A 19,039-nucleotide genomic window follows, 5' to 3' on the forward strand; every position below is an offset into this window, starting at 1 on the left:
ATGCAAAACCCACGGGCCCCATCGCCGGCAAGCCGGCTCCTACAGTGGATTGTGTTGTTCACATTTTCGTGCCTGTCACCGAACCCTTGTAGGAGCCGGCTTGCTGGCGATGGCGGCCTTGAGATCGATGCAAAACCCACGGGCCTCATCGCCGGCAAGCCGGCTCCTACAGGAAAGGGGACAACGTTCAACCGCCAGGAGTAGCGCCATGCATGCGATATCGCAATCCGCAGTCTGGATCAAGGAACCCTCGGCGGATGCCGGGGTGGTCATCGTGACCAGTGCCGCATTGCCCAAATACATGATCGACCAGCTGCACGTGGCCATCGACGACTGGGATCAGGTGGCTTACCTGGCCGTCAAGCAATGCAGGGCATTGATGCTCGACTGGTTGCGGGTCGGGTCCAGCCCCGAGCAAGCGTGTGATGCCCGTCAATTGCTGCGCGGCGTGTGCAAAAGCAGTTTTTTACTGGACGTCGAAGTCGGCACGGTGCCGGGCCTGACCTGGCTGGGATCCGTCTGCGGTCACTCGCTGCGCGTCGTCGACCTGGGAACCGTCGCCTCAACCCATGCAGCGATGGATCGACAGGTGGAAGCCGTTTTGTTGGCGACCCGGAGTCTGGCGAAAAGCGTGCTGCAGGAGCGCTACGTTATTTAGCGGATGTTTTCGCCCGCTCAATCAAACACACCCAATAAGAAAGGCAACGCCTATGAGCCGATCTGCCGACTGTCGTAATAACGCCAGGAAATGGATGCGCGAGCCCTCAAGTGGCACGCGCATTGTGGTGATCACTGCTGGACTGGGCAGTGAACATCTAGAGTTGATTCACCACAGTTTCAGTTGCTTTGAAAACATTGCACTGATGCAGGTCGATGTCGCGCCGATGAGCGCTGGAATGTTTGAAGCGCACACATCCACCTGTGATTACTGCCTTGTGGTGGCTGGCGAACTGGATAAGCGCTTTTTACGCGATTTGCCCAAGCGCAGAATCAATATTTACCCGATAGCCCGGGATGCCCGGACCGAGCGCTCCGTCATCGAAGCGGTCGAGCAGGTCAAAAGCCTGGCCCGAGCAAACCCTCCACCGCGCATTGATAACGAATCAGCCTTTTGCAGGAGATGCCCATGAACCCGTCCGATCTTCATGCCCAGTTACCCGGCCAGACCACGGAAGATGCCGAGGAAATCGCTGAATGGCGCGATGCCTTGCTATCGGTCATCGCCCACGGCGGCGCCGGGCAGGCCCGGCAGATCATGGACATGCTGGTGACGCTGGCCAGCACCTGCGAGATGAATTGGCGGCCCCGTCACGGCACACCCTACATCAACACCATCAGCGTTGAGCAGCAGCCCGTGTTCCCGGGGGATCTGGCGCTCGAAGAACGCCTGGCCTCGATCATGCGCTGGAACGCGTTGGTCATGGTGGCGAGAGCCAACCAGGCCTACGGGGAACTCGGCGGCCACATCGCCAGTTACGCGAGCGCCGCCGATTTGTTTGAGGTGGGCTTCAACCACTTCTTCAGGGCGCGCACAGAAGCCAGCGGCGGCGATCTGGTGTTCTACCAGCCGCACTCGGCGCCGGGCGTTTATGCACGGGCTTTTCTGGAAGGCCGCCTCGAAGAGAAGGACTTGCAGCATTACCGGCAAGAGATCGGCGCACGCGCCAATGGCGCCCGGGGGCTGTCGAGTTATCCGCATCCGTGGTTGATGCCGGACTTCTGGCAGTTCCCGACCGGCTCGATGGGCATCGGTCCGATCAGCTCGATCTACCAGGCGCGTTTCATGCGTTACCTGGAACACCGTGGCCTGCAAGACACCGCCGGGCGCACCGTTTGGGGGGTGTTCGGCGACGGTGAAATGGATGAGCCGGAAAGCATGTCGGCCCTGACGCTGGCGGCACGCGAAGGGCTGGATAATCTGGTGTGGGTGGTCAACTGCAACCTTCAGCGTCTGGACGGTCCGGTGCGGGGCAACGGTCGCATCATCGACGAGCTGGAGGCGCTGTTCGGTGGGGCCGGCTGGAACGTCATCAAACTGGTCTGGGGCTCTGACTGGGACGGACTGTTTGCCCGGGATCACGACGGCGCGCTGGTCAAGGCCCTGTCCGCCACGGTCGATGGCCAGTTCCAGACGTTCGCCGCCAAGGACGGACGTTTCAACCGCGATCAGTTCTTTGGCCAGAACGAAGCACTGGCTCATCTGGCCCAGGGCCTGACCGATGAACAGATCGACCGCCTCAAACGCGGTGGCCACGACGTGGTGAAGATTTTCGCCGCCTACCAAAGCGCGATGCGCGAGGGCAGAAAACCCACGGTGATTCTCGCGCAGACCAAGAAAGGCTTCGGCATGGGCGATGCCGGGCAGGGCAAAATGACCGTGCACCAGCAGAAGAAGCTCGACAAGGACGCGTTGATCGCCTTCCGTAACCGTTTCAATTTGCCGTTGACCGATGAACAGGCGACCTCGCTGAGCTTCTTCAAACCCGACGACGACAGCGCCGAAATGCGCTACCTGCATGAACGTCGCCGGGCATTGGGCGGCTATATGCCGTCGCGGCCCACCACGTCGACGCCCTTGGCCGTGCCCGACGTCAACAGTTACGCCGGGTTTGCCATTGCCGCCGAAGGCAAGGAAATGTCCACCACCATGGCCTTCGTGCGGATGCTCAGCGGTTTGCTCCGGGATAAACAGTTGGGGCCGCGCATCGTGCCGATCGTGGCCGATGAAGCGCGCACGTTCGGCATGGCCAGCCTGTTCAAGCAGATCGGGATTTACTCCAGCGTGGGCCAACGTTATGAGCCGGAGGATATCGGTTCGATCCTGAGCTATCGCGAAGCCCTCGACGGGCAGATTCTCGAAGAGGGCATCAGCGAGGCCGGTGCGATCAGTTCCTGGGTAGCCGCCGCGACCAGCTATTCGGTGCATGGCCTGCCGATGTTGCCGTTCTACATCTACTACTCGATGTTCGGCTTCCAGCGCATCGGCGATTTGATCTGGGCGGCGGCGGACCAGCGGGCGCGCGGGTTTCTGCTCGGCGCCACGGCGGGGCGCACGACGCTGGGTGGCGAAGGTTTGCAGCACCAGGACGGCAACAGTCACCTGATGGCGGCGATGGTGCCCAATTGTCGGGCCTACGATCCGGCGTTCGCCGGCGAGTTCGCGGTGATCCTCGATCACGGCATGCGCCAGATGCTGGAACGTCAGGTCGACGAGTTCTACTACGTCACGCTGATGAACGAAAACTACCCGCAGCCCAACCTGCCCGAGGGCGTCGAACAGGCAATTATCAAGGGCATGTACCTGTTCGCCCGGCATGAAGTCGAGGACGCACGCGGCAGCGTTCAGTTGCTGGGTTCCGGCGCGATCCTGCTTGAAGTGATCGCGGCGGCCGAGTTGCTGGCCAGCGACTGGAACATCGACAGCGAGGTCTGGAGCGTCACCAGCTTCACCGAGCTGGCCCGCGAGGCCCGTGAGGTGGAGCGCTGGAATCGCCTGCATCCGGGACAACCGGCGCGGCGCAGCCACGTTCAGGAATCGCTCAACGACGCGGCGCCGATCATTGCCAGCACCGATTACGTGCGCGCCTTGCCCCAACTGATCGCCAGCTACGCGCCGGCGCGTTACACGGTGCTCGGCACCGACGGTTTCGGCCGCAGTGATACCCGCAGCCGGTTGCGCGCGTTTTTCGAAGTGGACCGCCATCAGATCGTCTTGAGCGCCCTGACGTCACTGGTTCAGGACGGGCGCCTCGATGCCGGCGTGTGTGCCGAAGCGATTGCGCGCTACGGGATTGATGTTGACGCCATCGCACCTTGGGACGCTTGAAGCCGGGCTTCAGGTCGAGTCGAATTTTCAGGAAATGGTCATGAAGAATGTGCATGAAGTGCGAATGCCCGACATCGGCGATGCCAAGGATGTCGGTGTCATCGAAATACCGGTCAAGGCGGGCGATGCGGTGGTCGAAGGGCAGACCCTGATCATTGTCGAGACCGACAAGGCGTCCATGGAAATTCCATCGCCGCACACGGGTGTGTTGCAATCGTTGGTGGTCAGTCTGGATGACAAAGTCAGCGAGGGATCGCCGATTGCCTTTATCGAGAGTGAAGGGCTATCGGCGGCGCCGGCACCGCGCATCGAGCCGGTTGCAACGGTCATAGAGCCTCAGCCGATTGCCTCGCCAGGGTTGCTCATCGAAGCGTTTGATCCGCCAACGGACTTGCCGCTGGCATCGCCGTCGGTTCGCAAGTTTTCTCGAGAATTGGGTGTTTCGCTCAAGGCCATTCAGGGCACGGGCCTGCGTCGCCGCATCACCAAGGACGACGTGTTGGCCCATGTGAAAGGCGCACTGACGGTCACTGAAACCCGTGCCCAGCCGTTGGGCGGATTGCTGCCCTGGCCGGTGGTGGATTTTGCCAAGTACGGGCCGGTGGAAACCCGGCCACTGTCGCGCATCCGCAAAATCAGCGGGGCCAACCTGCATCGCAATTGGCTGATGATTCCCCACGTGACCAATCACGACGACGCGGATATCACGCAACTCGAACAGTTCCGCGTGCAGGTGAACAAGGAAAAGGCCGGCAGTGGGGTCAAGTTGACGTTGCTGGCGTTGTTGATGAAAGCCTGTGCGGGCGCGCTGAAAAAATTCCCGGAGTTCAATGCCAGTCTCAATGGCGACGAACTGGTGTTGAAGGGTTATTGCCACATCGGTTTTGCCGCCGATACACCCGAAGGGTTGGTCGTCCCCGTCATCAAGGACGTCGATCAGAAAGGGGTGCTGGCGATTGCCCGGGAAATGTCGGCGCTGGCTGAAAAGGCGCGGGCGGGCAAGTTGAGCGCTGCCGAGATGAGTGGCGGCTGCTTTTCAATCTCGTCGTTGGGCGGCATTGGCGGGACGTATTTCACGCCGATCATCAATGCGCCGGAAGTCGCGATTCTCGGGGTGGGCAAAAGTACGGAGCGACTCGCGCTGGAGGGCGGGCAGGTTGTGACGCGCAACATGCTGCCGTTGAGCCTGAGTTGGGATCATCGCGTGATCGATGGCGCGGCGGCGGGGCGTTTCAACGCCTATCTGAGCAGTGTGCTGGCGGATTACCGCAGGCTGGTTCTGTGAACGGGGGGACGGTTTGTCGGGTTCGTTCAGCCACTTGAACATACAAATTCCCCGATCGCGGACACAATGCAGATACATGAGTGCGGTTTGATGAGGTCGTCCAACACCACAAAGAGGCTTTTGCCATGTTCCGCAAACTGCAGCTTGCCGCCAGGTTCCTCAGCCAGAGCACGCGCCTGATGGTGGGCGTTCCGGATTACGACAACTACGTCGCGCAGATGAAGCTGAATCATCCGGACCAGCCGGTCATGAGTTATTCAGCATTCTTTCGCGAACGTCAGGAAGCACGCTACGGCAAACGCAGCTGCACGACGCGGTGCTGCTGAACGCCGATTGAGCGGCGGCTGCCGAAAAGCCTCGTCCACGCTGAGAGGACGGGGCTTTTTTACGTTTCAGGGTCAGCAAACTGTCCGCATGCAGCCACTTCAAACCGGAGCCTGCAATCAGTAATCTGTCACCCCGATACTTGGATGGAGCCAAATCATGCCACTCACCCACCGCCCCGTACGCGCTGAAGATGTTCTGGCGATCTGCAACTTCCCGAAAACCCCTGAAGAACTGTTTTTCATGTTTCCGAAGGCGCAGTACCCGCTGACGGACGACCAGCTACTGGCATCGATTGCCCAACGTTCTGACTCAACGGTGGTTGAAGAGAACGGTTCCGTGATTGGTTTTGCGAACTTTTACAAGTTCGAGCGTGAGGGCGTGTGCACGATAGGCAACGTGATCGTGTCCCCCAAGGCCCGGGGGAAAGGCGTGGCAAAATTTCTGGTGGAAACGATGGTGGGGCTGGCGATTGATCGTCACCAGGCCAATGAAGTGCAGATTTCGTGTTTCAACGAAAACACCGCGGGGCTGTTGCTGTATCCGCAACTCGGTTTTGTACCGTTTGAGATCCAGGAGCGGTTATCGCCGGATGGTCGTCGGGTCGCGCTTTTAAATATGAGATTGCTCACCCAGGCGCGCCCCGCGGGCATCCCATGCGCGTAGACAAGGCTTGCCCCGTGGTTATACGCAACATCGAGCGGCTGGAAATTTTAGCGTTCCGGCATCCGCTGGCAGGTCTGCAACTGGTCAAGGGAAGCGTGGAGCCGGGAGAGTTGACGGGCACCGCGGCTGTCCGGGAGTTGTTCGAAGAGGCGGGTATCAGGGGCGAAGTAATACGGGACCTGGGCACCTGGAATTCGACGATCACAGGACACACGTGGGCGTTTCACGAGTGTCGCGTGGAGCAGAACCTTCCAGATGCCTGGCGTCATTTTGCAGCGGACGATGGAGGTCATGAATTCGCGTTTTTTTGGCATCCATTGGCGAGCAAGCCCAGTGACGAATGGCATCAGGTTTTCAAGGACGCTCTGGGGTTCTTGAGTCGGCGTCTTTGTTGAAAACAGGGCGCTTGTAGGGGCCTCATCGCGAGCAGGCTCGCTCCCACAGGAATTGCTGGGCTTGCACAAAAAATGTAGGAGTGAGACCGGCTTGCCGGCGATGAGGCCCTTACAAACGCAAACAATCCCGCCCCTTACTCAGCTGCCGCGTGACTAGACTAACCAGGGTTATCGAACGGCAGGGGCGGCAACCGTGGCGCTACTCTTATGGACTCATTGATCACAGCCGCAGCGCGGGCGCTCGCGGCGGGTGATCCGCTTGGTGCGCTGGACCGGGTGGCGTTGCGTGACGATGCGCCCGCGCTCGCGTTGCGCGGCATCGCCATGGCGCAGCTCGGCGATCTGGTTCGGGCGAAAGCGCTGGTGAAAAGCGCCGCGCGCGCATTCGGGCCGAAAGAGCCGTTGGCACGGGCGCGCTGCGTGGTGGCCGAGGCCGAAATTGCGCTGGCTTCGCGTGACCTGGGCTGGCCAGTGAAGGCGCTCGAAACGGCACGCCTGACGCTTGAGGTCCACGGGGATCGAGTGAACGCCGCTCACGCGCGGTATCTGCAGATTCGGCGATTGGTGCTGATCGGTCGGCTCGACGAGGCGGACGTTCTGTTGGCCGCGCTGGATCCCGCAACGTTGCCGCCGGTGCTGCGCGCCGCCCATGAATTGGTGGTGGCGGGGATTGCCATCCGCCGCCTGCAATCGCAAACAGCCCGGTTTGCCCTGGCGAGGGCCGAACATGTCGCACGCGAGGCGGGTGTCCCGGCGCTTATCGGCGAAGTCGAAAACGCCGTTAACGTCCTGAATTCCCCGGCAGCGCGCCTGATCGCCCATGGCGAAGAGCGACCGTTGTGGCTGGATGAAGTTGAAGCCGTGCTCGGGTCGACCGCGTTGGTGGTGGACGCCTGCCGTTATGCCGTGCGTGGCGTTGGTATGTCGATTTCCCTCGCCAGGCGCCCGGTGTTGTTCACCCTCGCTCGGGCGTTGGCCGAAGCGTGGCCGGCGGACGTATCGAGGGAAACCCTGATCCGCCGGGCGTTCCGCCTGAAGCTGTCGGACGAGTCCCATCGAGCGCGCTTGCGTGTCGAAGTCGGGCGCTTGCGTTCGGCGCTGAAACCCTTGGCGGGCGTCATCGCCACTCAACGCGGGTTTGCGCTGGTGGCGCTGGTTTCATCTGACGTAGTGGTGTTGGCGCAACCGGTCGAAGAACGACACGCGGCGCTGTTTGCCTTGCTCGCCGACGGCGAATCCTGGTCGAGTTCGGCGCTGGCGTTGGCGCTCGACACCAGCCAGCGCACGGTGCAGCGCACACTCGACGCGCTGGCGGCGGCCGGCAAAGTGCAGCCATTCGGACGTGGCCGGGCGCGGCGCTGGATGACCCCGCCGGTACCGGGTTTCGCGACGACCTTGTTACTCCCGGCACCACTGCCGAGTGACTAGGATGAACGCCACGAACCCCTGAAGAGGTAACCGAGATGAAACACTCAACCGCAGAAATCCTCCGCGAATATGGCCCGTTCTCCGGTGTCGACAGCGTGCATGGCGTGACCTGGGACGGTGAGCGCGTCTGGTTTGCCAGTGGCGAAAAACTCATCGCCCTCGACCCGGCCAGCGGCAAGACCCTGCGTTCAATCGACGTCAGCGCCGATGCAGGCACGGCCTTCGACGGCCAGCACCTGTTCCAGATCGCCGCCGACCGCATCCAGAAAATCGACCCACAGACCGGCAAAGTGCTCAACACCATCCCGGCACCGGGTGGCGGCAACGACTCCGGGCTGACCTGGGCTGAGGGGACGCTGTGGGTCGGCCGCTATCGCGACCGGAAGATCCACCAGATAGACCCCGAGACCGGCGCGATTTTGCGCACGATCGAGTCCAACCGCTTCGTTACCGGCGTGACTTGGGTGGACGGGCAGCTGTGGCATGGAACGTGGGAAGGGGATGAAAGCGAGCTGCGCCGCGTGGATGCCAAAACCGGGGAAGTGCTGCACAGCGTCAAGATGCCGACCGGAGTCGGCGTGTCGGGCCTTGAGTCCGATGGCGGCGATCAGTTCTTCTGCGGCGGCGGTGGCAGCGGGAAGGTGAGGGCGGTGCGGCGGCCAGCGTGATGCATCACGCTGGCCATGGTGTGACCGGCCTCAAGGCGCTCCAAACAACATCGTCCAGTAAACCCCTTGGTCACTGCGAGCGTCCGTCGCGTAGGCGGCTCCCACTTGGGTGAACAGCGGGCTCATCAGGTTGGCGCAATGTCCGGGGCTGGCGAGCCAGCCTGCCATTGCCTTGCTCGGTGAGCCTTGGCCTGCGGCGATGTTTTCGCCGATTTGGCGGCCACGGAATCCGGCAGCCCGCGCCCGGTCGGCAGGCATATCGCCGTCGGGATCGCGGTGTGCGAAGTAATTCCCGTAGGCCATTGCCTTGCTGTGGCCCTGTGCCGCTGCCCCGAGGCTGGCATTCCAGGCCAGTGGCCGGGCGGCGGCAAAGCGCTGGCGTCCGCAGAGACGCGGTTTCGCCCGCGCGGCGTTGACCTGGGCGAGCAACGCCTTGCTGACGGCTCGCGCGTCGTTCATTTGACTGTCCAGCACCGGCCGCGCCAGTACCACTTGCCATTCGCTGCGGCTGCGGCTGACGCCGATATCGGCGTATTGGCTATCCAGCAATGCCGAGCAGTAATCGCTCTGCAGCAGGTCGAAGGCCTCTTCGGCATCCTGCGCACCGACCACGCGCAGGCTGCGCACGGTCACTGCCTGATAACCGGACGCTTTCAACCGGTCCCGCAAGCCGCCGCCGTAGCCGACCGGCAAGGCCAGATTCGATTTCAGCGCCAGCGGTGCCAAGCGTTGGGCGGGACGCCGCTCGCAGCGCTGTGGGTGGGCGCGGTAATCGTTGATGGCTTCCACCAGTTGCCGTTCCGCGCCGGCGTGGGCGGGGCGGGTGGTAATAGAAAGCAAGGTAAACAGGCACAGCGAAGTCAAGCGCAAGGCGTAGGCGGTTTGGCGCATGGAGGGACAGCTCTGAAGAGATGGCAGCGGTTAGGGGAGGAATTGGCGCCGCTGTAAGACTGGGGAGTTGAAACAAGGTTCACGGGGCAGGAGTGCATATTTACCGGCGACTTCGTGTGTCCGACAGACGTACCTTCACCGCTACATCTTCAGGTGCAAGGATTGCCGGCGATGGCGATTTTACGGACGCCTTCGCGGGCAAGTCGGGTCGCCGCATCGCACGCTCCTACAGGGTTGGTGTCGTTCACAAAATTGTGTTTCAACTCAAACCCGTAGGAGCGAGGCTTGCCCGCGAAGGCGGCAGCACAAACACCGACGAAATCAGCTCAGCCCTCACAACCCCCAGCCTTCACGAACAGCCGTGCGAATCCCTTCCAGCAACATGGCAAACGCCGGGTTGTCATTGTTCTCGCGCCAGATCAGATGCAACTCGCTCTGCACGCCTTCCCCCAGGTCGATATCGCGAAACACCACGTTCTTGAACACCACGCTGCTGGCGCACCGTGGCACCAGCGCCAGGCCCATGCCGGCGTTGACCAGCGCCAGAATGGTCAGCGACGAACCCAGCCACTGCACGTATTCCGGGGCGACGCGGGCCGAGCGCAGCATACCGGTCAGCAGTTCGTTGAACGGTGGGTAGGCGGCGTGGGAGTACATTAGAAAAGGTTGTGCATCGAGGTCTTTGACCGACACGGTTTCGGCGCTGGCCAATCGATGATGGCTGGGCACGGCCAGGACAAACGGCTCGCGCACCAGGCACTCGGTGGCATATCCCGGTTCCAGCAACGGCGCGCGGACGATCCCCAGGTCGATGCGGCGGGCGCGCAGGGCTTCGTGCTGCTGGTAGGTATTCATCTCCGACAGGTCGATTTTCACGTGCGGTTGCTTGAGGCGGGCTTCGGCGATGACCTTGGGCAGGAATTCATACACCGCACTGCCGACAAAACTGATGTTGACCGTGCCGATATCGCCCTCGGCAAAACGCCGGGCGGTGGCAGCGGCTTGCTGGGCGCGTTCAAGCAGGTTCTGCGCTTCGATGAAAAAGGCGCGGCCAGCGGCGGTCAGGGCGACGCTGCGGGTGGTGCGGGTGAACAACTCGACGCCCAGGTGATGTTCCAGCAGCTGAATCTGTCGGCTGAGCGGCGGCTGGGTCATGTTCAACCGTTCGGCGGCGCGCCGGAAGTTCAGTTCGGTGGCCACCGTGGTGAAGCAGCGCAGTTGGGTCAGTTCGAACATTGATCTAATCCAGGTATCAATCGAATGCCAAGTTAGATTAGACGGGATCAATGTCGGCGTCCATGATCGGCGCGTCCCTAAAAAAACAATGAACGGGAGTCGCCCCCTTGAATACCCTCCAGAGTCCGCCCGATCCAACTGTGCTCGCCCGCGCAGCGGCCAAGGTGAAGCGCCATGTGCTGCCGCTGTTCGTGGTGATGTTCATCGTCAACTACATCGACCGGGTCAACATCGGCTTCGTGCGCAGTCACATGGAAACCGACCTCGGCATTGGCGCCGCGGCCTATGGCCTCGGTGCCGGGCTGTTCTTCATCGGTTACGCAATCTTCGAAGTCCCCTCCAACCTGCTGCTGCAACGCTACGGCGCCCGCGCCTGGCTGACGCGCATCATGTTCACCTGGGGCGCAGCGGCCATGGCCATGGCGTTCGTGCGCGGCGAAACCAGTTTCTATGTGCTGCGCTTCATCCTCGGCGCGGCCGAAGCCGGGTTCTTCCCCGGCATCATTTATTACTTCACCCAATGGTTGCCGTCGACCGAACGCGGCAAGGCCATGGCGATCTTCCTCAGCGGCTCGGCCATTGCCTCGGTGATTTCCGGGCCGGTGTCCGGTGCGCTGTTGCACGTCAGCGGTTTCAGCCTGCACGGCTGGCAGTGGATGTTCCTGATCGAAGGTTTCGCCTCGATCGTGCTCTGCGGGTTTGTCTGGTTCTGGTTGCAGTCCCATCCACGCCAGGCGAACTGGCTGAGCGAGGAAGAAAAGGACGCACTGGTGGGCGCCATCGCCCTCGAACAGCAGGCCCGCGAAGCCACGCAGACGGTCAAGCCGTCGATGTTCAAATTGCTCGCCGACAAGCAGATCGCACTGTTCTGCTTCATCTACTTTTCCATTGCCCTGACCATCTACGGCGCGACGTTCTGGTTGCCGAGCATGATCAAGAAAATGGGCAACCTCGGCGACTTCCAGGTCGGTCTGTTCAACTCGATTCCGTGGATCATTTCCATCGTCGCGATGTACGGCTTCGCCGCCATGGCCAGCAAATGGAAACACCAGCAAGCGTGGGTTGCGTTGACCCTGGTGATTGCCGCATTCGGCATGTTCATGTCCACCACTGGCGGGCCGGTCTTTGCCTTCGTCGCCATCTGTTTTGCCGCGATTGGTTTCAAGGCCGCCTCGGCGTTGTTCTGGCCTATTCCGCAAGGCTATCTGGATGCGCGCATCGCCGCGGCGGTGATCGCGTTGATCAACTCCATCGGCAACCTCGGCGGCTTTGTCGCCCCGACGGCGTTCGGTTTCCTCGAACAAAAAACCGGCTCCATCGAGGGCGGTCTCTATGGGCTGGCGGCCACCTCACTGGTGGCGGCGGTGGTGATCTTCTTTGCCCGCACCGCCCCGCGTGGTGATCCCGTTCGCGTGTTGAGCGGCCAACCTGCCGACATCGCAGCGTCAGAAAAATCAGTCAGTCATCAAGCCTTGAGCTCAGGTCCAAAGGGAGCAGCCTCTTGAAAATCAAACGAGTCACCGTCACCCCCATCGCTTTCCGTGATCCGCCGCTGCTCAACGCCAGCGGGATTCACGAGCCGTTCGCGCTGCGTTCGATCATCGAGATTGAGAGCGACAATGGCTACATCGGTCTCGGTGAAAGTTACGGCGATGCGCCGGCGCTGTTGATCCAGCAGCAACTGCAATCGCAATTGATCGGTCTCGATCCGTTCGACCTCAATCAACTGCGGCGCATCGTCCAGGCCACCGTGGCGGCGCACAAACCGGCGAGCATTGCCGGCGCGGAACTGGCACCGGGCTCCCATGCCAGCAAAGCGGTGAGCAACGCCTATTCGGCGTTCGAAGTGGCGTTCCTGGATTTGCAGGCGCATTCGTTGAACGTGCCGTTGGTGGACTTGCTGGGCGGGGCGATTCGCGACGAGATTCCGTTCAGCGCCTACCTGTTTTTCAAGTACGCGCAGCATGTCGATTCGCCGTACAAACCGGACAATTGGGGCGAGGCGCTGAACGAAGAGCAGATCGTTGCCCAGGCTCGGCGGATGATCGAGGCCTACGGTTTCAAGAGCATCAAACTCAAGGCCGGCACGCTGCCGCCGGAGCACGAAGTGTCGTGCATCAAGGCGCTGAAAAAGGCCTTCCCCGGTTACCCGCTGCGCATTGACCCGAATGGCAACTGGTCATTGGAAACATCGATTCGCATGGCTGAGTTGCTGGGCGATGACCTGCAATATTACGAAGACCCGACGCCGGGCCTCGACGGCATGGCCGAGTTGCACAAGCGTACCGGGCTGCCGCTGGCGACCAACATGGTGGTCACCGATTTCGATGAGTTCCGGCGTAGCGTGGCGTTGAACAGCGTGCAGATTGTCCTCGCCGATCACCATTACTGGGGCGGGCTGCGCGACACGCAGGCGCTGGCGAAAATGTGCGACACCTTTGGTCTTGGCGTGTCGATGCACTCCAACTCGCACCTGGGCATCAGCCTGATGGCGATGGCGCATGTTGCGGCCGCGGTGCCCAATCTGGATTACGCCTGCGACACGCATTACCCGTGGCAGGAGCCGGATGAAGAAGTGATCAAGGGCGGCAAGCTGCCGATCGTCGATGGCTGCGTGAAAATCACTCGCGCCCCGGGGTTGGGTCTTGAGCTGGATCACGATCAACTGGGCAAGCTGCATGACCAATACCTGACCTGTGGCATCCGCCAGCGCGATGACGTGAAACAGATGCAGCGTTACAAACCGGACTGGAAGGCGGTCAAACCGCGTTTTTGAACTCGGTCAGCAGGCGTTCTATCTGCGCCAGTTCCCAGGTGCTGAGCAGACTGACCGGGTCGGTGCCGTAACGTTGCCAATTGTCGAACAGGCCCTCGCGGCCGTCCGGGCTCTGGCAGCGTTGGCAGTGGCGCAAGTGGTTATCGTCGATGTCGAGGGTCAGTTGCCAACCCTCGATGTCGACTTGCACCAGGCCGGATGCGGAAGGTTCGCCTATCAGCCGCAGGGGACGAACCTCCAGGGCGGCGTCGCGCAATAGCTGGTAAATTTCGCGAGTGGTCAACGGTGGCACGGGTGTCTCCGGTGGCTCAGAAAAAAATCGGCAACGACACCCCCCCCTGTAGGAGCCAGCTTGCTGGCGATGGCGATCTTGAGGACGCCATCGCCGGCAAGCCGGCTCCTACAGGGGGTAGTGTTCGGCAGGTTTATGGGGAAATGATCCCGTGGTCGATGGCGTATTTGACCAGCGCCGCCGGTTTGTCGATGTTGAGTTTGCGGCGGATGCTCAGGCGATGGGTTTCAACCGTGCGCACGCTGATGTCGAGGTCGCGGGCCATTTCCTTGTTGTTCATCCCCTGTGCCATTTTGTACAACACCTGGCTTTCACGCGGCGTCAGCTCGTTGTCGGTACTTTTATCAGCAATGAGCCGCTGGGCAATTTCCGCGCTGTAGAACGTGCCGCCGCTGGCAATGGCTTCGATGGCGGCGATGATTTCCCGTGACGGCGCGTTCTTCAGCACATAACCGCTGGCACCCGAACGCACGGACTCGCTCACGTATTCATAATTGTCGTACATGCTCAGCACCAGCACTTTGAGCGACGGGTACTGGCTGCGCAGCAACCGGGTCAGCTCCAGCCCGTTCATGTCCTTGAGGCTGATGTCGACCAGCAACAGGTCAGGCTGGCAGCGTCCGACCATCTCGATGGCGTCCGCGCCATTCTCGGCTTCACCCACCACTTCCAGCGGGGCCATGACGGACAGCAGCGCCTTGATCCCGTCGCGAACCAGGGAGTGATCGTCGACCAGGGCGACGCGGATCGGGGAGGGCAGGTTTATCACGGGCATTCACTCTTGTTGTCTGATCAGCGTTTTGCGCCGGGCATTTTCATGGGCAGCAGCACGTCCAGCTCACTTCTTCCCGGCACCGAGATCAGCTCGAACCGGCCGCCAAAGTGCTCGACACGCTCACGGATATTACGCAGGCCGATGCCGGCATGGCCACGTTCGACCTGGGCGACGTTGAAGCCGATACCGTCATCGATCACCGTCAGCCGGATGGACTCTTCAGAACCGTGCAGGTTGATGGAAACGTTTTTTGCCTGTGCATGGCGTTCAATGTTGGTCAGGCCTTCCTGCACAATGCGAAACAACGAAACCGCCGCGCCATCGACCAGATGGCAGTCGAATTCGTTGTCGTTATAGGTCACTGTGAGGCCGCTGCGTTGCTCGAATTCCTCGGCAAGTTGACCGATGGCCGCCGACAGCCCCAGGGTGTCGAGCAAGGATGAGCGCAGGTCGTGGGAGAGGCTGCGCACCTCGCCAATCGCTTCGCCGAGACGTTCCGTGGCCTCTCTTAAAATGCTCAACCCTTTGTCTTGTCCATTCTCCAGCACATGGCTGGCGAGTTCGAACTGGAACTTGATGGAGACGAGCACCTGACTGATGCCGTCGTGCAGTTCACGGGAAACCCGCGAGCGTTCTTCCTCCTGCAAACTGACGATTCGCTGGGTCAGGCGTTGCAGTTTTTTGTCGGCCAGACGGTGCTCGCTCACGTTCAGCGTCATGCCGCTGGCAAAGACAAACAGCACCGCCACGAGGGCCACGGCGGCAATCGCCAGCATGGTTTTGCGGATGCCCTGGGCCACTTCGTCACGCGCCTGTTGGGTCGCGCGTTCGACGTCCTCAAGGTAAATGCCGGTGCCGAGCATCCAGCCCCAGCGATCCAGCATCACCACATAGGCGAGCTTGTCGGTGACCTGGCCGGAAGACGGCTTGTTCCAGGCGTAGCGTTGAAAGCCTTCGCCCGATTGCGCACTTTTGAGCAATGCCTGTATCACCGGCAGGCCGTGCGGGTCCTTCATGTCCCACAGGTATTGGCCGACCAGTTCCGACTGTCGCGCGTGCATCAGGCTGCGACCTTCGCGGTCGTACACGAAGAAGTAGCCATTGATGCCAAAGCTGAGTTTGCGCAGTTCTTCCAGCACGCGTTGCTGGGCGTGTTCGTCTCCGTGGCCGTCGTCGTACAGCGGCGCGATCAGGCTTTGCGCCATTTCCACGTAGTTTTTCAGTTCGGCGCGTTTGCTCGCCAGGATGCTGTCTTCGATCAATTGCGCCTGTTGATCACCCACCTGGCGGTTCAGGGAAATCACCAGCCCGCAGATGACAGCGATCGCCAACACCAGCGGCAGAATCCCGAGCGCGACGATTTTGTGTTTGAGCTGCATCTGGGCTCCTGTCCGGATCGGGGGAAGGCGAAGGCCGGCATCATATGCCAAAGATGCGCACGTCCAGTAGCGCTGCTGGACGGAATGACCGGACAACGCCGAATTGTAGGAGCCGGCTTGCTGGCGATGGCGGCGTGACTGATACACCGCGTCGCCTGGATCGCCAGCAAGCCGGCTCCTACAGGTTTTGCGCGTCTACGTAGAACTACGTAGAGAGCGCGTACGTAGTAACGCGGATTTATTTGTAGACGGCATGCGCGGATATTGGGCCAGCTCCGCACAGCGGACACAATTATAAAAATTACCGCCGCAGTCACAAGCTGTCGGCAGGAGACACGCTATGCCCCGTCTGGCTAAACACCTCGCCTGGTTTGCCGTGGCTGTTCTGGGAGCGTTTGCGCTAAGTGTCGTGGCCCTGCGCCGCGGCGAAGCGATCAACGCCCTCTGGATCGTAGTCGCAGCCGTCGCCATCTACCTCGTCGCATACCGCTACTACAGCCTGTTCATCGCCAACAAGGTGATGCAACTGGACCCCAATCGAGCCACTCCCGCCGTACTCAATAACGATGGTCTGGACTACGTTCCGACCAACAAACACGTACTCTTCGGTCACCACTTCGCAGCCATTGCCGGCGCAGGTCCGCTGGTCGGTCCGGTGTTGGCGGCGCAGATGGGCTATCTGCCCGGCACGCTTTGGCTGATCGCCGGCGTGGTGCTGGCCGGTGCGGTTCAGGACTTCATGGTCCTGTTCATGTCCACTCGCCGCAACGGTCGCTCCCTGGGCGATATGGTCCGCGAAGAAATGGGCCGCATCCCCGGCACCATCGCGCTGTTCGGCTGCTTCCTGATCATGATCATCATCCTCGCGGTGCTGGCGCTGATCGTGGTCAAAGCCCTGGCCGAAAGCCCTTGGGGCATGTTCACCGTGATGGCGACCATCCCGATCGCGATGTTCATGGGCATCTACATGCGCTACATCCGTCCGGGCCGCATCGGTGAAATCTCGATCATCGGCGTGTTCCTGCTGCTGGGCTCGATCTGGCTGGGCGGGCAGATTGCCGCTGACCCGGTCTGGGCCAAGGCGTTCACCTTCACCGGCATTCAAATCACCTGGATGCTGATCGGCTACGGTTTCGTTGCCGCGGTACTGCCGGTGTGGCTGATTCTGGCACCGCGTGACTACCTCTCCACGTTCCTGAAAATCGGCACCATTGTGGCATTGGCGATCGGCATTCTGATCACCATGCCCGAGCTGAGAATGCCGGCACTGACCCAGTTCATCGATGGGACCGGTCCGGTGTGGAAGGGCGGTATGTTCCCGTTCCTGTTCATCACCATTGCCTGTGGCGCGGTATCGGGTTTCCACTCGCTGATCGCTTCCGGCACCACGCCGAAGCTGCTCGCCAGTGAAGGTCATGCCCGCTACATCGGTTACGGCGGCATGCTGATGGAATCCTTCGTCGCCATCATGGCCATGGTTGCGGCATCGGTGATCGATCCGGGCGTGTATTTCGCCATGAACAGCCCAGCGGCGATTGTCGGCGCGGATGCTGTTTCGGTTGCGCAGACCGTCAGCAGCTGGGGCTTTGCAATTACCCCGGAAGCGCTGCAAGCAGTGGCCAAGGACATCGGTGAAACCACCATCCTGGCCCGTGCCGGCGGTGCACCGACCCTGGCGGTCGGTATCGCGCAGATCCTGCACCACGTCCTGCCGGGTGAAAACACCATGGCGTTCTGGTACCACTTTGCGATCCTGTTTGAAGCGCTGTTCATCCTGACCGCAGTCGATGCCGGTACCCGTGCCGGTCGCTTCATGCTCCAGGACTTGCTCGGCTCCTTCGTGCCGGCGCTGAAACGCACCGAATCCTGGACCGCCAACCTGATCGCCACCGCCGGTTGTGTGGCGATGTGGGGTTACTTGCTCTACCAAGGCGTGATCGATCCGCTGGGTGGCATCAACACCTTGTGGCCGCTGTTCGGCATCTCCAACCAGATGCTGGCCGGTATCGCGCTGATGTTGGCGACGGTTGTGCTGATCAAAATGAAGCGCCAGCGCTACGTCTGGGTGACCATGCTGCCTGCGGTCTGGCTGCTGATCTGCACCACCACCGCCGGTTTCATCAAGCTGTTCGACGCCAACCCGGCGATCGGCTTCCTCGCGCTGGCCAAGAAGTACAGCGATGCCTTGGCCAACGGCCAGGTACTCGCGCCGGCCAAGAGCATCGAGCAGATGCAGCACGTGATCTACAACGCCTACACCAACGCGACGTTGACCGCGCTGTTCCTGTTGGTGGTGTTCAGCATCCTGTTCTTTGCCCTCAAGGTCGGCATTGCCGCGTGGGGAACCAAGGAGCGCACGGATAAAGAAGCGCCATTCCAGGCCCTGCCGAATGCGTGATCGAGGAGTGCAGCATGTTCAATGACCTGAGTCGCCTCGGTAAATACCTCGGTCAGGCCGCGCGCCTGATGGTCGGCATGCCCGACTACGATACTTACGTCGAGCATATGCAGACCAAACATCCGGACAAACCGGTGATGAGTTACGAGGTGTTCTTCCGGGAACGCCAGGAAGCGCGTTACGGAAGCAAGGCCGGGCCCAAGTGCTGTTGACCCGGTTGTCGGGTTAACAGCAATCCCTGTGGGAGCTAGCCTGCTGGCGATGGCGGCTGAACATTCAACATCACTGTTGATTGACAGTCCGCCATCGCCAGCAGGCTAGCTCCCACATTGTTTTGCGCAGTAATTTTCAGGGTTTACGTTCGATGAGGGTTCGCCCCGGTTCATTGCGGCACACAAGCTTGTCCCGATAGTTGTCACACAGCGATTTCAGCACATCACTCGCGCAAGCCCCGCTGATCCGCCGATCAATCGCAAAACCCGCCACGTCGCCCTTCAGTTGAATATCTACCCCCGACACCGTCTCCAATCGCTGTTTGATCGGTGCTTCTGCTATTTGCACGGCTGCGCGGAACATTGAACTGTGCAAATGGCCGCACGTCCAAGCCATTAAGCCGGTTTGAGCATTTCAATGTTTCTGGAGGCGGGTGATGTCGAGGCGGGCGCTGATTCGGTTTTTTGCGGTTTATCTGTCCGCTTTC

19 protein-coding genes are annotated in these 19,039 nt (G+C 61.0%); 13 read left to right on the forward strand and 6 right to left on the reverse strand.

All coding sequences use genetic code 11. The features are described 5' to 3' along the window. The first annotated feature begins 208 nt into the window (after positions 1-208). The 9 genes from KGA97_RS04715 (at position 209) to KGA97_RS04755 (ending at position 8,592) form a co-directional block, all read left to right on the forward strand. Positions 209-658 carry a hypothetical protein gene (locus KGA97_RS04715; protein WP_008036370.1) on the forward strand — a complete coding sequence of 150 codons (450 nt, stop codon included), beginning with the start codon at positions 209-211 and terminating at the stop codon, positions 656-658. 52 nt (positions 659-710) lie between these two features. Continuing rightward, positions 711-1,130 (forward strand): hypothetical protein, encoded by a 420-nt coding sequence (locus KGA97_RS04720; protein WP_223480276.1) that lies wholly within the window; start codon positions 711-713, stop codon positions 1,128-1,130. Continuing rightward, complete coding sequence (mdeB, locus tag KGA97_RS04725; protein ID WP_223480277.1) at positions 1,127-3,826, forward strand: alpha-ketoglutarate dehydrogenase; 2,700 nt, start codon at positions 1,127-1,129, stop codon at positions 3,824-3,826. The genes KGA97_RS04720 and mdeB overlap by 4 nt, the downstream gene beginning before the upstream one ends. Before the next feature lie 40 nt (positions 3,827-3,866). After that, positions 3,867-5,111, forward strand: coding sequence for a dihydrolipoyllysine-residue acetyltransferase (locus KGA97_RS04730; RefSeq protein WP_223480278.1), 1,245 nt, complete (start codon positions 3,867-3,869; stop codon positions 5,109-5,111). A 125-nt stretch (positions 5,112-5,236) separates the two neighbouring features. Then, on the forward strand, positions 5,237-5,437 hold the full coding sequence (locus KGA97_RS04735) for a YbdD/YjiX family protein (RefSeq protein WP_008033844.1): 201 nt from the start codon (positions 5,237-5,239) through the stop codon (positions 5,435-5,437). 157 nt (positions 5,438-5,594) lie between these two features. Beyond that, complete coding sequence (locus tag KGA97_RS04740; protein WP_223480279.1) at positions 5,595-6,101, forward strand: GNAT family N-acetyltransferase; 507 nt, start codon at positions 5,595-5,597, stop codon at positions 6,099-6,101. Further along, entirely contained in the window at positions 6,092-6,496 is a 405-nt protein-coding gene (locus KGA97_RS04745) for an NUDIX hydrolase (RefSeq protein WP_223480280.1), read from the forward strand. Before KGA97_RS04740 ends, KGA97_RS04745 begins: the two co-directional genes overlap by 10 nt. A 207-nt stretch (positions 6,497-6,703) precedes the next feature. Beyond that, positions 6,704-7,924 carry a helix-turn-helix domain-containing protein gene (locus KGA97_RS04750; RefSeq protein WP_223480281.1) on the forward strand — a complete coding sequence of 407 codons (1,221 nt, stop codon included), beginning with the start codon at positions 6,704-6,706 and terminating at the stop codon, positions 7,922-7,924. 35 nt (positions 7,925-7,959) lie between these two features. Next, positions 7,960-8,592: a glutaminyl-peptide cyclotransferase gene (locus KGA97_RS04755; RefSeq protein WP_223480282.1), complete on the forward strand. Its 633-nt coding sequence runs from the start codon at positions 7,960-7,962 to the stop codon at positions 8,590-8,592. Positions 8,593-8,622: 30 nt separating this feature from the next. Here KGA97_RS04755 and KGA97_RS04760 read toward each other — a convergent pair whose 3' ends face one another. Both KGA97_RS04760 and KGA97_RS04765 read right to left on the reverse strand, forming a co-directional pair. Beyond that, positions 8,623-9,483, reverse strand: a complete 861-nt coding sequence (locus KGA97_RS04760) for a CAP domain-containing protein (protein ID WP_223480283.1) — start codon at positions 9,481-9,483, stop codon at positions 8,623-8,625. Between the two features lie 333 nt (positions 9,484-9,816). Continuing rightward, positions 9,817-10,719, reverse strand: a complete 903-nt coding sequence (locus KGA97_RS04765; protein WP_008033861.1) for a LysR substrate-binding domain-containing protein — start codon at positions 10,717-10,719, stop codon at positions 9,817-9,819. 107 nt (positions 10,720-10,826) lie between these two features. Here KGA97_RS04765 and KGA97_RS04770 point away from each other — a divergent pair, with 107 nt between their 5' ends. Then, the gene (locus KGA97_RS04770) at positions 10,827-12,224 is read left to right on the forward strand and encodes an MFS transporter (protein ID WP_207284608.1); all 1,398 of its coding nucleotides are present in this window, start codon (positions 10,827-10,829) and stop codon (positions 12,222-12,224) included. Continuing rightward, a complete protein-coding gene (locus KGA97_RS04775; protein WP_008033863.1) occupies positions 12,221-13,495 on the forward strand; it encodes a glucarate dehydratase family protein in 1,275 nt (424 codons plus the stop codon). The genes KGA97_RS04770 and KGA97_RS04775 overlap by 4 nt, the downstream gene beginning before the upstream one ends. On the opposite strand, the gene KGA97_RS04780 is transcribed toward KGA97_RS04775, so the two are convergent. The 3 genes from KGA97_RS04780 to KGA97_RS04790 form a co-directional block, all read right to left on the reverse strand. Next, positions 13,479-13,787, reverse strand: coding sequence for a hypothetical protein (locus KGA97_RS04780; protein WP_223480284.1), 309 nt, complete (start codon positions 13,785-13,787; stop codon positions 13,479-13,481). The genes KGA97_RS04775 and KGA97_RS04780 overlap by 17 nt on opposite strands. A 133-nt stretch (positions 13,788-13,920) precedes the next feature. Continuing rightward, positions 13,921-14,553: a response regulator gene (locus KGA97_RS04785; RefSeq protein ID WP_017339266.1), complete on the reverse strand. Its 633-nt coding sequence runs from the start codon at positions 14,551-14,553 to the stop codon at positions 13,921-13,923. A gap of 26 nt (positions 14,554-14,579) precedes the next feature. After that, the gene (locus KGA97_RS04790) at positions 14,580-15,941 is read right to left on the reverse strand and encodes a cache domain-containing protein (protein ID WP_223414841.1); all 1,362 of its coding nucleotides are present in this window, start codon (positions 15,939-15,941) and stop codon (positions 14,580-14,582) included. 340 nt (positions 15,942-16,281) lie between these two features. Here KGA97_RS04790 and KGA97_RS04795 point away from each other — a divergent pair, with 340 nt between their 5' ends. Both KGA97_RS04795 and KGA97_RS04800 read left to right on the forward strand, forming a co-directional pair. Then, a complete protein-coding gene (locus tag KGA97_RS04795; protein ID WP_008024713.1) occupies positions 16,282-18,339 on the forward strand; it encodes a carbon starvation CstA family protein in 2,058 nt (685 codons plus the stop codon). A 14-nt stretch (positions 18,340-18,353) separates the two neighbouring features. Continuing rightward, entirely contained in the window at positions 18,354-18,551 is a 198-nt protein-coding gene (locus KGA97_RS04800; protein WP_007900300.1) for a YbdD/YjiX family protein, read from the forward strand. Between the two features lie 136 nt (positions 18,552-18,687). Here KGA97_RS04800 and KGA97_RS04805 read toward each other — a convergent pair whose 3' ends face one another. Further along, positions 18,688-18,915 (reverse strand): hypothetical protein, encoded by a 228-nt coding sequence (locus tag KGA97_RS04805; protein WP_223480285.1) that lies wholly within the window; start codon positions 18,913-18,915, stop codon positions 18,688-18,690. Positions 18,916-19,039: the final 124 nt, after the last annotated feature.

Source organism: Pseudomonas sp. BF-B-15, assembly GCF_019946675.1.
Taxonomy (GTDB): Bacteria; Pseudomonadota; Gammaproteobacteria; order Pseudomonadales; family Pseudomonadaceae; genus Aquipseudomonas; species Aquipseudomonas migulae.